Annotated in this window: 13 protein-coding genes; 6 read left to right on the top strand and 7 right to left on the bottom strand. The window is 59.3% G+C overall.

What is annotated here, in order from left to right:
- Positions 1-71: 71 nt before the first annotated feature.
- The 3 genes from EN818_RS18160 to EN818_RS18150 all read right to left on the bottom strand — a co-directional run bounded on the left by EN818_RS18160 (position 72) and on the right by EN818_RS18150 (position 3,345).
- Complete coding sequence (locus tag EN818_RS18160) at positions 72-956, bottom strand: carbohydrate ABC transporter permease (RefSeq protein WP_127405632.1); 885 nt, start codon at positions 954-956, stop codon at positions 72-74.
- On the bottom strand, positions 943-1,887 hold the full coding sequence (locus EN818_RS18155) for a sugar ABC transporter permease (protein ID WP_127405633.1): 945 nt from the start codon (positions 1,885-1,887) through the stop codon (positions 943-945). Before EN818_RS18155 ends, EN818_RS18160 begins: the two co-directional genes overlap by 14 nt.
- Positions 1,888-1,995: 108 nt before the next feature.
- The gene (locus EN818_RS18150; protein WP_135904879.1) at positions 1,996-3,345 is read right to left on the bottom strand and encodes an ABC transporter substrate-binding protein; all 1,350 of its coding nucleotides are present in this window, start codon (positions 3,343-3,345) and stop codon (positions 1,996-1,998) included.
- A gap of 312 nt (positions 3,346-3,657) precedes the next feature.
- Here EN818_RS18150 and EN818_RS18145 point away from each other — a divergent pair, with 312 nt between their 5' ends.
- The 5 genes from EN818_RS18145 to EN818_RS18125 all read left to right on the top strand — a co-directional run bounded on the left by EN818_RS18145 (position 3,658) and on the right by EN818_RS18125 (position 9,461).
- Complete coding sequence (locus EN818_RS18145; protein ID WP_135904881.1) at positions 3,658-5,145, top strand: M81 family metallopeptidase; 1,488 nt, start codon at positions 3,658-3,660, stop codon at positions 5,143-5,145.
- Positions 5,142-6,296, top strand: a complete 1,155-nt coding sequence (locus EN818_RS18140; protein ID WP_127406317.1) for a Xaa-Pro peptidase family protein — start codon at positions 5,142-5,144, stop codon at positions 6,294-6,296. Before EN818_RS18145 ends, EN818_RS18140 begins: the two co-directional genes overlap by 4 nt.
- A 7-nt stretch (positions 6,297-6,303) precedes the next feature.
- Positions 6,304-7,242: a zinc-binding dehydrogenase gene (locus EN818_RS18135; protein WP_135904882.1), complete on the top strand. Its 939-nt coding sequence runs from the start codon at positions 6,304-6,306 to the stop codon at positions 7,240-7,242.
- Between the two features lie 39 nt (positions 7,243-7,281).
- On the top strand, positions 7,282-8,190 hold the full coding sequence (kdgD, locus tag EN818_RS18130) for a 5-dehydro-4-deoxyglucarate dehydratase (protein WP_127406319.1): 909 nt from the start codon (positions 7,282-7,284) through the stop codon (positions 8,188-8,190).
- 212 nt (positions 8,191-8,402) lie between these two features.
- Complete coding sequence (locus EN818_RS18125; protein ID WP_135904885.1) at positions 8,403-9,461, top strand: pyridoxal-phosphate dependent enzyme; 1,059 nt, start codon at positions 8,403-8,405, stop codon at positions 9,459-9,461.
- A gap of 295 nt (positions 9,462-9,756) precedes the next feature.
- On the opposite strand, the gene EN818_RS18120 is transcribed toward EN818_RS18125, so the two are convergent.
- Positions 9,757-10,416, bottom strand: coding sequence for a GntR family transcriptional regulator (locus tag EN818_RS18120; RefSeq protein ID WP_127406322.1), 660 nt, complete (start codon positions 10,414-10,416; stop codon positions 9,757-9,759).
- Positions 10,417-10,952: 536 nt separating this feature from the next.
- Positions 10,953-11,837 (bottom strand): sugar phosphate isomerase/epimerase family protein, encoded by an 885-nt coding sequence (locus EN818_RS18115; RefSeq protein ID WP_135904887.1) that lies wholly within the window; start codon positions 11,835-11,837, stop codon positions 10,953-10,955.
- Between the two features lie 580 nt (positions 11,838-12,417).
- On the opposite strand from EN818_RS18115, the gene EN818_RS18110 reads away from it, so the two are divergent.
- The gene (locus EN818_RS18110; RefSeq protein WP_135904889.1) at positions 12,418-13,554 is read left to right on the top strand and encodes a Gfo/Idh/MocA family oxidoreductase; all 1,137 of its coding nucleotides are present in this window, start codon (positions 12,418-12,420) and stop codon (positions 13,552-13,554) included.
- 194 nt (positions 13,555-13,748) lie between these two features.
- Here the strand turns inward: EN818_RS18110 and EN818_RS18105 are convergent, their stop codons facing one another.
- Positions 13,749-14,438: a GntR family transcriptional regulator gene (locus EN818_RS18105; RefSeq protein WP_135904891.1), complete on the bottom strand. Its 690-nt coding sequence runs from the start codon at positions 14,436-14,438 to the stop codon at positions 13,749-13,751.
- Between the two features lie 116 nt (positions 14,439-14,554).
- Positions 14,555-15,139, bottom strand: coding sequence for a flavin reductase family protein (locus EN818_RS18100; protein WP_167512056.1), 585 nt, complete (start codon positions 15,137-15,139; stop codon positions 14,555-14,557).
- Between the last annotated feature and the right edge of the window lie 256 nt (positions 15,140-15,395).

Raw genomic sequence — 15,395 nt, 5'->3', positions numbered from 1 at the left:
CTCACGGCAAGCAAATCTGACGCCCGGCAGCGTCAAGTTCATCATGGTCGTCTCGCACGGGCCGGCCCAGCTCAACCCTTTACGGATCCCGCGACTAGCCCGCGCAGGAAATAACGGCCGGCAAAGACGTAGACCAAAAGGGTTGGCAGAGCGGTCAAGAACACCGCGGCCATATTGACGTTGTATTCCTTCGTTCCGGTGGTTGATGCCACCATGTTGTAAAGCCCGACGGTTACGGGCGAGGTCAGGCCGGAGGTATAAGTGGTAGCCAAAAGATAGTCGTTCCAGATATGGGTGAATTGCCAGATGACCGACACCACCACCGTTGGGATGGCGATGGGAAGCACGATGCGACGAAAAATCTGCAGGAACCTGGCGCCATCCATGCGGGCTGCATCGACGATCTCGTGCGGCACGGTGACGAAGAAGTTGCGAAAGAACAACGTTGTGAAGGCAATGCCATAGATCACATGGACCAGGATCAGACCCACGACGCTGTTGGCGATGCCAAGCGAACCCATCACATAGGCCAATGGGATGAGCACGATCTGCAGCGGAATGAAGACACCAAACAATAGAAACGCGAAGACCCAATTGTGGCCCGGGAACTTGAAATGGGTGAGGGCGAAGCCGTTGACCGCGCCGATCGGGGTCGACAGCAGCACAGCCGGCACCACCATCATCACCGAGTTCACGAAATATGGTGCCAGTCCGTTGCAACTTGTTCCTATGCAGGCGGTGAACATGGCCTGGTACCATGGCTGCATCGTCGGGGCGGTGGGAAAGTCGATGATTGTGCCGGCGCGCAATTCTTCCAGCGACTTCAGCGAAGTCAGCACCACGACAAGAAGCGGAAAGACATAGATGGCGGCCATGAACAGAAGCGCGCCGTAGATGATGACGCGGGTGACCCTGTGCGCAAGGCCGGTCCCCAGCACCACTTCATGCGTGCTCATCGGAGGCATTCCTGGTTGAGGTATAGAGATAGGGCACGACGATCGCCAGGATTGTCATGAAGATCATCACGGCACTCGCCGCCCCGACGCCTAGCTGAGAGCGTTCGAAAGTCTGCTTGTACATGAAGGTCGCCGGCACCTGTGTGCTGTTGGCGGGCCCACCGTTGGTGAGGGCGACGACAAGGTCGAAGGTCCGCAGCGCCTGCTGGACCAGCACCACAGCAACGGTCACGAAGGTTGGGCCAAGAAGCGGGATGATTATGCGCCGATAGATCGAGGGGCCACCTGCCCCATCAAGTCGCGCGGCTTTCATCAAATCCTCGTCTATACCGCGCAACCCGGCAAGGAACAGAGCCATGACGAAGCCGGAGGCCTGCCAGACACCCGCCAGCACGACGGTGTAGAGAGCAAAGCGCGGGTTCACCAACCAGTCAAACCGAAAATCCTCCCAACCCCAATTGCGCAAGACACGTTCTATGCCAAGGCCGGGGTTGAGGATCCACTTCCACGCCGTTCCGGTGACGACGAATGAAAGTGCCATCGGGTAGAGGTAGATGAGCCGCAAGGCCCCTTCCGCTCTTATTTTCTGGTCAAGAAGTATAGCAAGAAACAGACCGACCACGGTCGTCAGCAGAATGTACAAAAATGTGAAAACGAAGATATTCTTCGCCGATTGCACCCAGATCGGGTTGGACCACAAATTGTAGTACTGCCGCAGCCCGACCCAATGATAGTCCGGCAACATCCCTGAAGCGCTGAACGATATGTAGGCCGTCCAGAGCATGAAGCCATAGACGAATATCGACGCTATCGCGACCGAAGGCGCGAGGGCGATCTGGGACGCGTGTCTGCCGATGAAAATCCGCACACGCCCGGTCTCGAGAGACGGACGCACCGTCAAGATTTCGGACTTCAGCGATAGCATTTCCATTCGCTTTGCCGCCAACCGATGAGGAAGATTTGTCCCTGGTCGATAGCCATGCCGCGGCTGGTCCCGTGAGGCGACCACCCGCGGCACGACCGCTTGGGAGCGTGTTGATTATTCGGAGATCGTCTTCAGTCCGTTCACGAGCTGATCGACTGCAGCCTTCGAGGTCATCGAAGGCTGCTCGAAGAACGTCGAAACCACGTCCATGAAAATGCCGCTCTTGGCCGGGCTCCACGCCTCGAAATGCGAAATGGCCGGGAATGCCTGGCCGTGAGAGGCTGCGTCCACCTGGGCCTTGTAAGAAGCCTGCGCGCAAAAATCGAGCGCGGCGGAGTCGACGTCGGTGCGTGCCGGCGTGGCTCCCTTCTTCAGGTTGAACCCCAGCTGGACCTTAGGATCGAACGTGGTCTCGGCCAACGCATCCTGCGCGGCCTCGACGGAGGCGTTCTTGCTTTTGAAAAAGACAAACGCGGTGGACACGCTCAGATAGGTCTGGGCATTGCCTGGAGGCGGTGCGCAGCCATAGTCGGCGTTCGGCTTCAGATTTGCCAGCACCATCTCGCCTTTGACGTAGTCACCAAGGACCTGCATGCCGGCCTCGCCGGTCATCACCATCTTGGCGGCAATGTTCCAGTCGCGGCCCGGGTAGTTCGGGTCGACATACTTGTTCATATTGCGGAATTCATCGAAGACCTTGATCATGGTGTCGCTCTTGAGCGCTTCTTCGTTCTGCTCCACGATCGCCTTGCGGTAGAAGTCGGGGCCACCGACAGCCACCAGCACCGTTTCGAAGAGAGTTGCCTCCTGCCAGTTGACGCCGCCGATCGCCAACGGGATCACGCCGGCAGCCGTGAGCTTGTCGGCCACTGCGTGGAACTCATCGAGTGTGGTCGGCGGCTGGAGACCGAGCTTGTCGAACACCTTCTTGTTGTACCAAAGCCAGTTTGTGCGCTCCACGGTGGTCGGCACGCCATAGTATGCGCCGTTGAGCTTCAGATGGGGAATGAGGCCCTTTGACATCACCTCATCCCAGTTGCCCTTGGTGGCGATTGGCGACAGATCAACGAGCGCGCCCTGGTCCACCCACTGCTTGACCTCGTTTGAGTGCATCAGCACTGCGTTAGGCGGCGAGCCGGCCGTAACGCGAGAGCGCAGTACCTGGTTGAGCGTGTCGGTTCCCGTCGCGGGCAGGTCGACCCAGCCATAACCCTTGGCAGTGAAGGCATCCTTGATAACGCCGATGGCCGCGGCCTCCGAGCCTGCCGTGAAGAAATGCAGCACCTCCAGCTTCTTGTCGTCCGCGACGCTTGCTGTGGCCGCGGTGCACAACACCGTTGCGGCCAGAAGCGCACGCACCATGTAACCCTGCCAGTTGTTGGTCATTGCATTCCCCTTTTGCTTTTGCTTCGAGTGAGTCTGCGCGCTGGCCCACTCAAAGTGGCGACAGCGTTCAGGCGACACTTTGTGGAGCTGGCCTGGACGTTGTCAAGGGCCTTTCTTGCCCATTTTCCGGGAAGCTATGCCCGATTTCCTCTAAAAAAGGCGGCTTCCGCCGCGAAATCGCCAGGCTCTTCCAAGCATTGGCGTCATTTTCGAGCTCCCGCCGAAACGCTGTTGGCAAACCGACTATTTTGATTTATTGGATGCAGTATGCACTACGGCGCCTGGCGGGCGCGGTAACCGAGCATCGTCCGCTGATCTACAGCAGCCGGAGGTACATCAGCCTCGTTTACAAACTCGCCAGTGATCGGTCGCAACGAGGGTTTGGCCAGCATGGCTCGGGTCGGCATCGGCGGGATTTTCCACGAAACCAATACATTTGCTGCCCCGACAGGGCTTGCTAATTTTCAGGTCCTGCGCGGCGTTGAGATCTCTTCGTTCAGCCACGGTGCGCGCACCTATCTTGGTGGTCTGATCGAGGAGACCGGCGCGCTCGGCTTTGATGCCGTCCCGTTGCTCTACGCTGAAGCCACACCATCCGGCACGATCCGGCGCGAGTCTTATGTCGCGCTGCGTGAGGAATTGGTCGAGCAGGCCGCGGCTTCGGATCTGGATGCGCTTCTTTTGTCAATTCACGGCGCGGGCGTCGTGGAGGACATTGACAGCCTTGAGGAGGATTTGTGTGCCGCGCTGCGTCAACGTCTCGGCGATAAAATCCCGATCGTGGCTACCCTGGACCTTCACGGCAACATCCGTCAGCGCCTGGGTGATCTTTGCTCGGCGCTGTTCCCGGTGCGGCTCAATCCCCACATCGACCAGTACGAGCGCGGGGTGGAAGCGGCCCGATGTCTTTGCGAAATCGTGTTGTCGAGAACCGACTTCGAAACGGCGATCGAACAGGTCCCGATGCTGTTCCCACCCGTTCCGACAAGCTTGCCGGCATTTGTCGAGCTCGACGGCCTCTGCACCGAGATCGAAAAGCAGGAAGACGTCGCGTGCGCGCGTGTCATGCACGGCTTTCCCTATGTAGACGTGCCTTGCATTGGTGCATCGGTGGTCGTCGTGGCCCGCCGCAATGGAACCGATGATGCCCGGCGACTGGCGCGGCGTATCGCCGCCGCCCTTTGGGAGCGACGGGACCAGATCAAGGTGCCGAGCCTGCCGCCTGAAGGTGCGATCCAAGAGGCAATGCGAGATGGACGCACCATTGTCATCAATGAGTTTTCCGACAACACCGGCGCCGGCAGCCCCGGGGACGGGACCCATCTTTTGTCGGCTCTCATCGCGGCGGGCGCACGGTCCTGCTTTTCACACATCTTCGACCCCGCCACAGTAGCGCAGGCGGCCGCTGCCGGGGTCGGCGCGCGCATCAATGTCCGCCTAGGCGGGCACACCGATGCCCTTCTCGGCCCTCCCATCAAAGCCGATGCACAGGTTCTTGGCCTCAACAACGGGCTCTTCCAGGTAAAGAGCCCGATGGGAACCGGCGAGACGATCGACCTGGGTCTTCTGGCGACATTGCGCATCGGCGGCGTCGACGTGGTCGTGTCCAGTGGGCGCCGACAGACACTTGATGATGGGCCCTTCATCAAGGCTGGAATCGATATCACGCAATTTCCGATCGTGGCGCTGAAATCGAGCCAGCATTTCAAGGCCTGGTTCGAGCCGCGCTGCGCCCGCATCGTCACCACAGATCCGCCGGGGCTCTCGCCCATCGATGTGAGCAAGTTGCATCGCCATCGTTTGCAACGGCCGATGTGGCCCATCAGTGCCGACGTTAACTATCGAGCTGAGCACCAAGCTAGACAGGAACCCGCATGAGCAACCAGGCGGCCGGGGCTGGCTCTTCGACGTGCGGCCCCCTGGATTTTGAGCAGGCTGAGTACCAGGCCCGCATTCGCGCGATACGGTCCGAGATGGAGGTGCGCGGGGCAGAGATGCTCCTTGTCGACCAGATCGATCATCTGGCCTACCTTTTCGGTTATCTAGCGACCGCGGCCCGCTACCAGGCTGCCCTGATCCCCGCGGAGGGAGAACCCTGGCTGATCGTTCGCGAACTCGATCTCGGCACCTTCCTCGACCAGTCCTGGTCAAGGTCCTATGAAACCTTTGCCGACGACGAGGATTCGCACGCTCGGGTGACCAGCGCTATTGCGAGACTGGCCCCGAAAAGCCTTGCGATAGAGAAAGACAGCAACATCCTCACGATCGCGCGGCTGAACCAGATCCGTGCCGGCAATCCGGGCATGGAGATAGTCGACTTCTCAGGCGTGATCTGGCAACACCGACTGATCAAGTCGCCCGCTGAGTTGGCATATATCCGCCGTGCGGCAGACATCGCCGATCACATCGTGACCATCGGCGCCGGCTCGATCAAAGCCGGAGTGAGCGACCGCGACAGTCTTGCCGCAATGTACGAGGTTTCCATCAGTCACGGCGCGGACAACACCCGGGCCGCCATCCTGGGGCGGATGACCGGCATGGATGCCTTGATAGGCGGGGTTACAGGAGCGCCGTGGGCGCAGGGCGAGCGGGTGTTCGTAGAGGCCACGCCGCAATATCGTGGCTATAGCGCACGCCTTGTTCGGCCAGTAGTCGTTGGCAAGACAGCCGCCGCGGACGTGGACCTCGCCCGGCAAATGATCGCGATCCAGGACCGCCAGATTGCCGCGATGCTTCCAGGCGCCAATGGGGGCGACGTCGACGCCATTTGCCGCGGCGAGGTGCTGCGCCAAGGGCTGAAGACAGTCTTCACCCAGATCACCGGCTACACGCTCGGCTATCAGGCTGTGCCCCGTGTCAGCGACCACACCCGGATCATGGCGCCGGGCCAAACCTGGTCGTTCGCGCCCAACATGGTCTTCCATGTCGTCCTGCATACGCCGCAGTTGGCCTTCAGCGAGACAGTCGTTGTGACCGAAACCGGCCCCGAGCGTCTCTCCCGGCTACCCCGGGCCATCCTGTCGGAGTGATGCGCCCATGCTTGCTTATGAAGCCACCCCAACTGGGTTGAGATTGTCGGAGCGAACCCGTCCTAGCCCGGGTCCGGGCGAGGTCGCCATCGATGTTGGCGCAATCGCGCTCAATCGCGGCGAATCGCGTCGCGCGATCCATGGGGGATTTGCCGAAGGCTTTGTCCCCGGCTGGGACACGGCAGGTGTGATCAGCCAGGTTGGAGCCGGGGCACGGGGGCTGCCGCTAGGAACGCGAGTGGTTGCACGTGCTCCCGCCGGCGACTGGGCGCAATGTCGCATTGCCGATTGCGGGGATGTCGCCGTCATTCCCGCGGATGTCGATCTCGGCCGTGCCGCAACGCTGGCCACCGCCGCCACAACCGCTCTGGCGGTTCTCAAGCGCGGCGGTCCCATCTTGGGGCGAACGGTAGTCATCACCGGCGCATCGGGCAGCGTCGGACAGTTTGCGATTCAACTGGCGCGTCTGGGAGGCGCCAGGGTCAGTGCGGTTACGCGCGCTGAAGGCGATCGCGAGCTTCTTGTCTCGCTGGGTGCCAATGATGTGTTCACCGACCTTGGCAACGTCAAGGGCGCAGATCTCGTCATCGAAACCTTGGGCGGCCCGTCCCTCGTGCAGGCAGCGGGCCTGCTCAATGCTGGCGGCAGTTTGCAGTCCCTGGGCTGGAGCGCAGGTCAAGACGCGGTCTTCGCCAATTTGGACCATCTGATGAAAAACGGCGGCACAATTCAGGGCTTCGCCATCGGCGAACGTCATGTCGGGGCGCTGCTCACGCAATTGCTCGGGCTTCTGCAGAGCGGCGCGCTCAGGACCTGCATCCAGCTGCGTCAACCATGGGAGACCTTGCCTGCTGCGGCCGCGGCCGTTTTGCAGTCCGGGTTCCGCGGCAAGGCTGTGCTCGATGTGACCGGATTCGCACATGCAGCGCCATGGCCGCTCCCCTGACCACCTTCTTCGAACCCGCGCCAAATAAAAGAGGATGCAATGACGCCAACCGATATAAAAGCTGCTCTGGGATCAGGTTTGCTGTCCTTTCCAGTAACCCACTTCGACGCTCAGGGCCGCTTCGCTCCCGAAAGCTACAAATCGCACGTTTCCTGGCTCTCGAGCTTCGAGGCGCCGGTGCTCTTCGCAGCAGGCGGCACCGGCGAGTTCTTCTCATTGACGCCTGAAGAGGTCCCGCAAGTCGTCCGAGCCGCCAAGGAGGCGGCGGGCGACACCGCAATCGTTTCGGGATGCGGCTATGGCACGGAGATCGCTGTCACCATCGCCAAGGCCGCACAGAAGGCGGGCGCCGACGGCATCCTGCTTTTGCCGCACTATCTGATCGATGCTCCGCAGCAGGGACTGTACGAGCACGTTCGCAGGGTCTGTCAGTCGATCGATATCGGCGTCATGGTCTACAACCGTGACAACTCCGTCATCCAGGCCGACACGCTGGCGCGGCTTTGCGATGCCTGTCCCAACCTGATCGGCTTCAAGGATGGCACCGGTGATATCGGAGCAATCCGGCAAATTACCGCAAAGCTGGGTGACAGGCTCACTTACCTTGGTGGGATGCCCACGGCAGAACTCTTTGCGGAAGCCTATCTTGGCGCGGGCTTCACGACGTACTCGTCCGCGGTGTTCAATTTCGTTCCGGCCCTGGCTCAGGAGTTCTACCGAGCCCTTCGAGCCGGCGAACGCGCCCGCTGCGAAGCCCTGCTCAACGAATTCTTCTATCCGTTCATGGCAATCCGCAATCGCGCCAAGGGCTACGCGGTGGCGGCGATCAAGGCCGGAGTCCGGTTGAAAGGTTTTGATGCAGGGGCGGTTCGCGCGCCGCTGACGGATTTGTCCGCCGAAGAACAAGACCTGCTGGCATTGCTCATTGCCAGACAGACCCTGCAGTAACGAAACCGGAAAGGACAAGAAGCGATCCGCCGCCGGTGCTGTCTCTCCGAATGTCGACGTATTGCAGCTTGAAGAGGCAATGGCGCCCGCCCGAGCAGGCACGCCTTCGCAGAGATGCATCGCGCTTCAGCCTTTTTGACCGCTCGACCGGCGTTCGGCTTTCATAACGAGCTGAAATTCAGCTGATCTCTCTTTCTCGATTGGGATAACCGATGTCGCATCCCGTGCCACCTGTTTCAAGGGCCGATATTGCCGGGGCGCTGGCGCAACTGCCACGTGCCAGCCTAGCACATCTCCCGACACCGCTTGATCCCTGCCCCAGACTGGCGGCCGAACTGAGCGGCCCAAAGATCTGGTTCAAGCGCGACGACTGCACAGGCTTGGCCTTTGGCGGCAACAAGGTCCGCCAGCACGAATACATTCTGGGCGATGCGCTGAGCCGCGGCGTGGACGTGGTGATCCAAGGCGCTGCCTCACAATCGAACCAGTCGCGCCAATTGGCTGCCGCCGCGGCCCGACTTGGAATTGAGTGCATCTTAATGCCGCGCAAAGACGTCCAATTCGAGCATGTGCAGGGCAATCAGTTGATCGCGCGTCGGTTCGGAGCAACGATTGTCCCGATCGAAGCCAGCGCTTCGACAAAGCAGGCTAAGCAGGATATGGCCGCACGGCTTGAGGCCAGCGGCCGCAGGCCGATGATACTCGGCATGGGTGCCGAGCGCGCACTGACCCTTGCGGCGGTCGCATATATCGGAGCCTATCTTGAACTCGTGGAGCAGTTCGAAACTCTGGGCGAACCTTTGCCCTCCCACATATACGTCACTTCACAAGTCAGTACACAGGCTGGCCTTCAGGCCGCTGCCGAATTGCTGGGTCATGGCGTAAAAATCTGCGGCATCAATCCGATGGATGCACGTAATGAGGCCTATGAGTCCCCTGACGAAATCGCCAGCCGATGCTGCGCGGCTGCCGAACTGCTCGGCTTTAGGCTGGACCTGGGTCCCGAGCGCATCAACAACTCTACAGAATTCGTCGGAGACGACTACGGCAAACCCGCGGCAGCCGCGCAAGAGACCGCCGCGCTGCTAGCCCGAACCGAAGGTATTCTTGTTGATCCGGTCTATTCGGGAAAAGGCTTTTCTGGTTTGGTAGGTGATATTCAAAGCGGGCGGCTCAACAAATCTGACCGGGCCGTTTTCCTGCACACGGGAGGCTTGCCTGCAATATTCTCGTATGCTTCGAGTTATCACGATATTGGGCACGGTGAGTAGAGCTGAACTCACGTACTGATAGCGCGCCCCGAACAACCGGGCCGTTGCCAAGCCGTGGCGGGATCGGCGGAAGCGAGCCTAGCCCTGGCGGCCAGCGCACGGCACGCCGGCTCATTCTGTCGGGCTGTGCTGCCGCCGCATGAGCTCGCAAGCCAAAGCCGTTTCTGACCGCGCTCAAGGCCGGTGCCCTGTCTTTAACGGCGAATTCGACGCAGTGAAGGGCCAATCAGGGGCGGCGCAGCCGCCACAGAGATGTCGGACGATATTGCCACGCCAACCGATCGCCAGAGACCTTCTAGAGGCTCCAATTTTTAAAAAGCCACCGTACGAATTGATCGTGCTGATTGTTCAAGGCTGCTACGAGACGAGCGGCGTCTCGAGATCTCAATGCCTCGAGTTGATCCTTCAGCATCCAATACTCAATCTTCAGCCATTCGCCGTCATTCGTGGAATGGATAATCGTCCGGATACGAGTCAGATGATCATTCAACTTGCCCTGCATGCTTCGGAGCAAATCGTTGTCGCAGTATTCACGCAACATACTTTGAAGAAAGAAAAACGCGTTCCTCACTGGCGAAGGATCGTCGGTATCCAATGATTGCTGCGCCTTGTCGAGCAAAACTCCGAATTCTTCGATCCGTGCGGCCGGAATGTTTCCAATAGCCTGAATCGCGCACTGCGAATCCAAAGCCTTACGGACCTGATACGCGTTGCTGACATATTTCGCGTCAAGCGGAGCGACGTAGGGTACCTTCCATGCTTCTCCTACAACCAGCCCGTCTTCCTGCAGGCGGGTAAGTGCTGCCTTGACGGGGGAGCGACTCACTCCGAGTTGCTTGGCCAAAACACTCTCAGGCACCACCTGGTTGGGGGGTAGTTCGCCATCGGTGATCATCTTCTTGATGATGTCATAGACCCGCTCGCCCAAGGGTATGTTGCGCTCAACCTCCTGCATAATTTTCCTTTTCGATCGGAGCCTCGAATCGCTTGAAGAATAATGGAGAGGCTGCTGAATACTGGCAAGGGTGCTAGTGGATGCACTTGTTGACCGGTGGCTTGGCAGGTGCGATCCGCGAGCAGTTCAGAAGTGGCCGTTCATCAAGTCGGCTTGGATGTCGCTTTGGGTCTTCCACGGAAATGTCGGAACAACACGAAAAACGCTGCTAAGGTCGCCTTCCATCGCTCAGGAACTTCATCCCACAGCCGCTCGTGACCGTAAGTCCCAAAATCGCATGAGCTTGGGACGAAGGTCATTGCCACCATAAGCCTCGACATTTTCCCGACCTCCAACGCTAAATCGAGTTCATATTAGCACCGAGATCAGATTGCATCCAGCCGACAGGATACAGAATTTGGCTTGCACGCGCCACCCTACGGGTGAGGAGTCGCGATGCCAAACTAAGCTAGGCAACAACGTGCCTGGTCGCGAGCCGATGCGTCTTCCTGAGCCCAGGCGGGCTAGAGCCACCGGCGCCGAGATCTGCTAAAGCGTTAGCCCTGCACCAGTTGCTTCATCTGCCTGTGCACTTCTCGTCCGATCTCGTAGGCATTTTCCTGATGCCATTTCCGACTGAAGGACTCGCAACCCCACCAGTCGTCATATCCGGTGGCCTTGACAGCGTCCGTCCACAATTTCAGATCGATGACACCAGATCCCATTTCGATGTCGCGCAAATCATCCTCGATCGGGATGCCGGCGGCAAAAGGACGCGAGTCGCTTATGTGAACGCCGTAGAGCAAATCCTTGCTCAGACGGGCGACCACATCAGGGGTGTCACCGGCTGTGAAACAATGCCAATAGTCGACAATCAATCGGATATTGTCGCGGCCGGATCGCTCGATGATCTCCACATTGTCGGCAATCTTGTTCAGCGGCGTCCACGACATCGGCTCAAGATAGAGAAGCAGATCGAACTGCACGGCAAGGTCAGCGATGCGAGAGAGGTTCTTGACGGTGGCCGCGATCTGCTCCTGGCGAGGAAAGCCGAGCATCCCTTTGTAGAGATCAGTGTGCTCACCCTTGGCATGCGCAACAACTGCCCGGACATCCACCGGGCCCGTCATCACCTGTATGCCCTTTGCCCCGACGAGGTGTGCCAGTCTGAAGGTAGACTCCGCCTCCATCATCAAATCGGCTTCTGACGCGCCTCCCCTCTCAATATCGAAGACGGCGCCGAAACCCGGTATGTCGATGCCTTCGAGCCTGGCGAGCAGTTCCTGTTCGGTGAACCCTGCATCGAGGAAGCCCCGCAGTTTTCTGGTTGATGGATCTATGCCGTCGAAACCGACCGCTCGCGCCACATCGATGTCCATGATCAGGGGCACGTGCCAAGCCACTGACGAATGCAGGATCAGCCTGTTCTTCTTTTCCGTCATTTCGCGTCCATCAACTCAAGGAACCGCCAAGCCAGCCCTCACGACCTCGCAACTCGAAGGATCAATCGCATTCAGTATGCAATTTGCGATTCAGGCTGTCAACGTTCGTCTCCCCGATCATCAAGTGGAGAAAGATGCCTTTAAAAACCGCTCCCGGAGGCGCCGAGGTCACGAATGTTTTCTCTTGACAGGACGCTCACTCAAGATTGAATACTGGATACACAAACGCTCGCGGCAGGGTTGGAAATAATCGATGTTCACACCGGCCTTCAGGCTATGGCGCAGGCCAGTTGAGAGAGCTCGGCTCGGAAGCCGGCGCGTCCCCGGCCACCGATGCGGCCTGGGAGCTGAAATCCGGCTCTCCGAGAGGGCCTTTCGACATGGGCTTGGGCTGTCGGAACATCGCCTTGGCCGCGCATTTCGCCCGCATTCCAAAAGCTTCTGGGCAGACCTCAGAAATCAGACTTGATAGATGCTGAGGCCCCTGTTTCCAAGTTGTTAAAGCGCTCGGAGATCTGCGCACGTAACGGGGCCTGTTTCTCGATCGATCGCGATTGCAAGTTCAACTGGAGAGGCTCCGATGACGGAGGCAGATGCATTCGGCCGAAGGCTGCGGCTGGGCATGGTGGGTGGAGGCGGCAGCAGTTCGATCGGGCCCAGCCACGCCTCGGCAGCGCGCCTGGACGGTCGTTGGGAGCTGGTTGCGGGCGTCTTCTCCCGCAACCCGGAGCGGACCAGACAGGTCGCGCGAGACCTCTTCATCGACCCGCAAAGAGCCTATGCAGACCACACTGAAATGGCTGCGCGCGAGGCTGAGCGCCCGGACGGCATCGACGCCGTCACGATCTGTACGTTCAACGAAACCCACTATGAAATCGCCGATGCGTTTCTTGCCAAGGGCATACACGTAATCTGCGACAAGCCGCTAGTAGTGAACCGCGAGCATGCCCGCGCCCTGAGCGCAAGGGTGGCCGAGACTGGTCGATTGCTTGCAGTAACATACACCTATTCGGGCTATCCCATGGTGCGAATGGCAAGGGACATGATTGCCGGGGGCAGGCTGGGCCAGATCCTATCCGTCCAGGTGGAATATGCGCATCAGTACCAGACGCAGGCCTTCGGCAAGAAGGAATGGCAGCACGACCAGACCAAGGCAGGAGCGCTCGGTGTCGTGGCGTCGCTTGGGACGCATGCATTCCATCTGGCCGAATATGTCAGCGGGCTACGTGTAGAAGCGCTGGCTGCGGATTTGGCCAGCTTGCGCAATCCGCTCGACGACCATGTCAACATGTTGCTGCGCTTCGAAGGTGGAGCCCGTGGAGCCCTTTGGACCACCTCGATAGCTCACGGCTGTCCAAATGGCCTTGCACTGCGTGTGTTCGGATCCGATGCCGCGATCACCTGGCACCAAGAGCATCCCGAACAACTCACCTTTACGGCATCCGGGCAGCAGCCGGTTGTCTTTGCCCGAGCCGGCGCGGGCGTCAGCGCCGGAGCGAAAGCAGCCTCCAGAATTCCTGCCGGCCATCCCGAAGGTTATCTCGAGGCGTTCGCCAACATTTATTCAGCGGTGGCGCGGGCAATTTCGGAAGGTCGAAACACGCCCGACAATGGAGACTTCCCCACCGTTCACGACGGGGCAAGGGGCGTAGGCTTCATGTTCACTGCGCTACGGTCAGTCGGGGCGGGAAGCGTGTTCGTTCCATTCGAGTTATGAGCGTTTCCCCAAGAGCCGCCTGTGGACAGGATGGCGTCGAGACTTCGCTCCGAGGCGCTTCGATGAAGATCCCTTAGAGCTCGACCATGTGAACCAGGAAGGAAACGACGCCGAGGATATCTCAAGCGATGAGGCAGGATTCATGAGTGGCCGGACCTTTGGGTTGACGGCGGTTTTGCCCTGCGAAGAAACCGTCAGCCTTTCTCGGCTTGATCGGGTGAGATCCAGCTTTGGAGTATCCAGCGCCGGAACATGTCCATATGCGCGGAAAGCGTTGTGGTCAGCCTGTTGACGTCGCGCGCACGAAGCGCATCGAGTTCGTCCTTCATGACCCAATATTCTATGTGCAGCCATTGGCGGTCATCGGTAGCGCGACTGGCCAGCCTGACGCGGCTCAGATGATCCTGCAGCCGTCCAAGTATCAAGCAGATAAGATCGTTCTCGCAGTATGTCAGGAACATGCGCTGCAGATGCTCATAGGCCTCGCGAACCGGGTATGGATTGCCCGCTTCCACGTTCGGTCGGATGTTTTCGAGCACCATCGCGAACTCCTCGACCGCGTCTGCCGGTATGTGGTCTATCGACTGTACCGCGACTTGAATCTCGAGGGCCTTGCTAACCTGGTAGACATCGTCGATGTATTTTCTATCGAGCGCAGCCACCTGCAGGAACTTCGCGTCTACATGATTGACCAGACCATCTTCAACCAATCGCTCCACTGCCGCCCTGATTAGCGGTTCGCCGATGTCCAGACGCTCTGCAAGGTCGCTTTCGGAGATCAGTTCACCGGGTCGCAAATTGCTGTCAACGATCAGCTTCTTGACCATCGCGTAAGCCGGCACGCCAACCGCTGCATTCTTTTCAAGTTCCTGCACGGTAATCACTGCTCCCTACCTAAACGACGGCGGCGCTATGTTCGTCATGAAAGCCGACGGTCGTTCAAATCCGTGGTTTGGCAAAACCTGTGCCTCAGCTTCGATGCAATGCCGCGATTGTGCGCCTACTTGTTGTTTGGCCGGTCCGAAGGTGCCCTGCGAGAGCTTCCAGGATGGGCCGAAAGCAAAGCGTAATTGCGAGCGTGATAAACCAAAGGAGAAGCATCGGCTGTGCCGCCGGCGACCAGGCGTCCAACGACAATCGTATGGTCGCCAGATTCAATCAGGGAATCCACCTGACATTCCGCATATGCACGCACGTCCTTGATCACGGGAGCACCCGTGGTTTCGCCAAAAGCCCAATCTATGCCGCCGAACTTATCGCCTTGACCGAACGCGAACTGATCTGAGATCCACGATTGATCGCTGGCCAGAAAATTGACCGCGAAACGCTTCTGGGCCCGGATGACCTGAAGCGTGTATTTTGACGATTGCAGACATATGACCAGCTGCGGGGGGCTCAGCGACAGGGACATCACTGCACTGACGGTCAACCCGACCGGCGCTCCACCGGAGTCGGTTGCCGACACGATGGTTACGCCACTGGGAAACCCGCCGAATATGCCACGAAAGGTGTCGGCGTCCACACCTGCCCGGTCTCCTGGATTTTGCTCATCTTTCGAAGTTGAGGCGACCGTCTGAGATGTCATGCCCGTGTGCCAGCCTTCGATTGCGTACTGAATTCTGCATACACTAGCGCGCATGAATGTGATTTGCAAGCCAGGTCGCTAGCCAAATCCACCTCGCAGGGCCTTGGGAGGCCTGTTTGCGTAGTCGAGGAACTCCGCAGTGCGCAACGGGAATCTGTAGGTGTGGTCGGAGGTGTTCAGCGTTAGGTCCTGAGCAGCCAGGAGGGTCTCAAGGCCACAGCTTGCAACGGGGTACGGTTGCACTGAGCCGAGCAGC

The sequence above is a fragment of the Mesorhizobium sp. M3A.F.Ca.ET.175.01.1.1 genome (assembly GCF_004791945.1).
In the GTDB taxonomy this organism is placed as follows: domain Bacteria; phylum Pseudomonadota; class Alphaproteobacteria; order Rhizobiales; family Rhizobiaceae; genus Mesorhizobium.
This window is presented reverse-complemented; position numbering and strand designations above follow the sequence as displayed.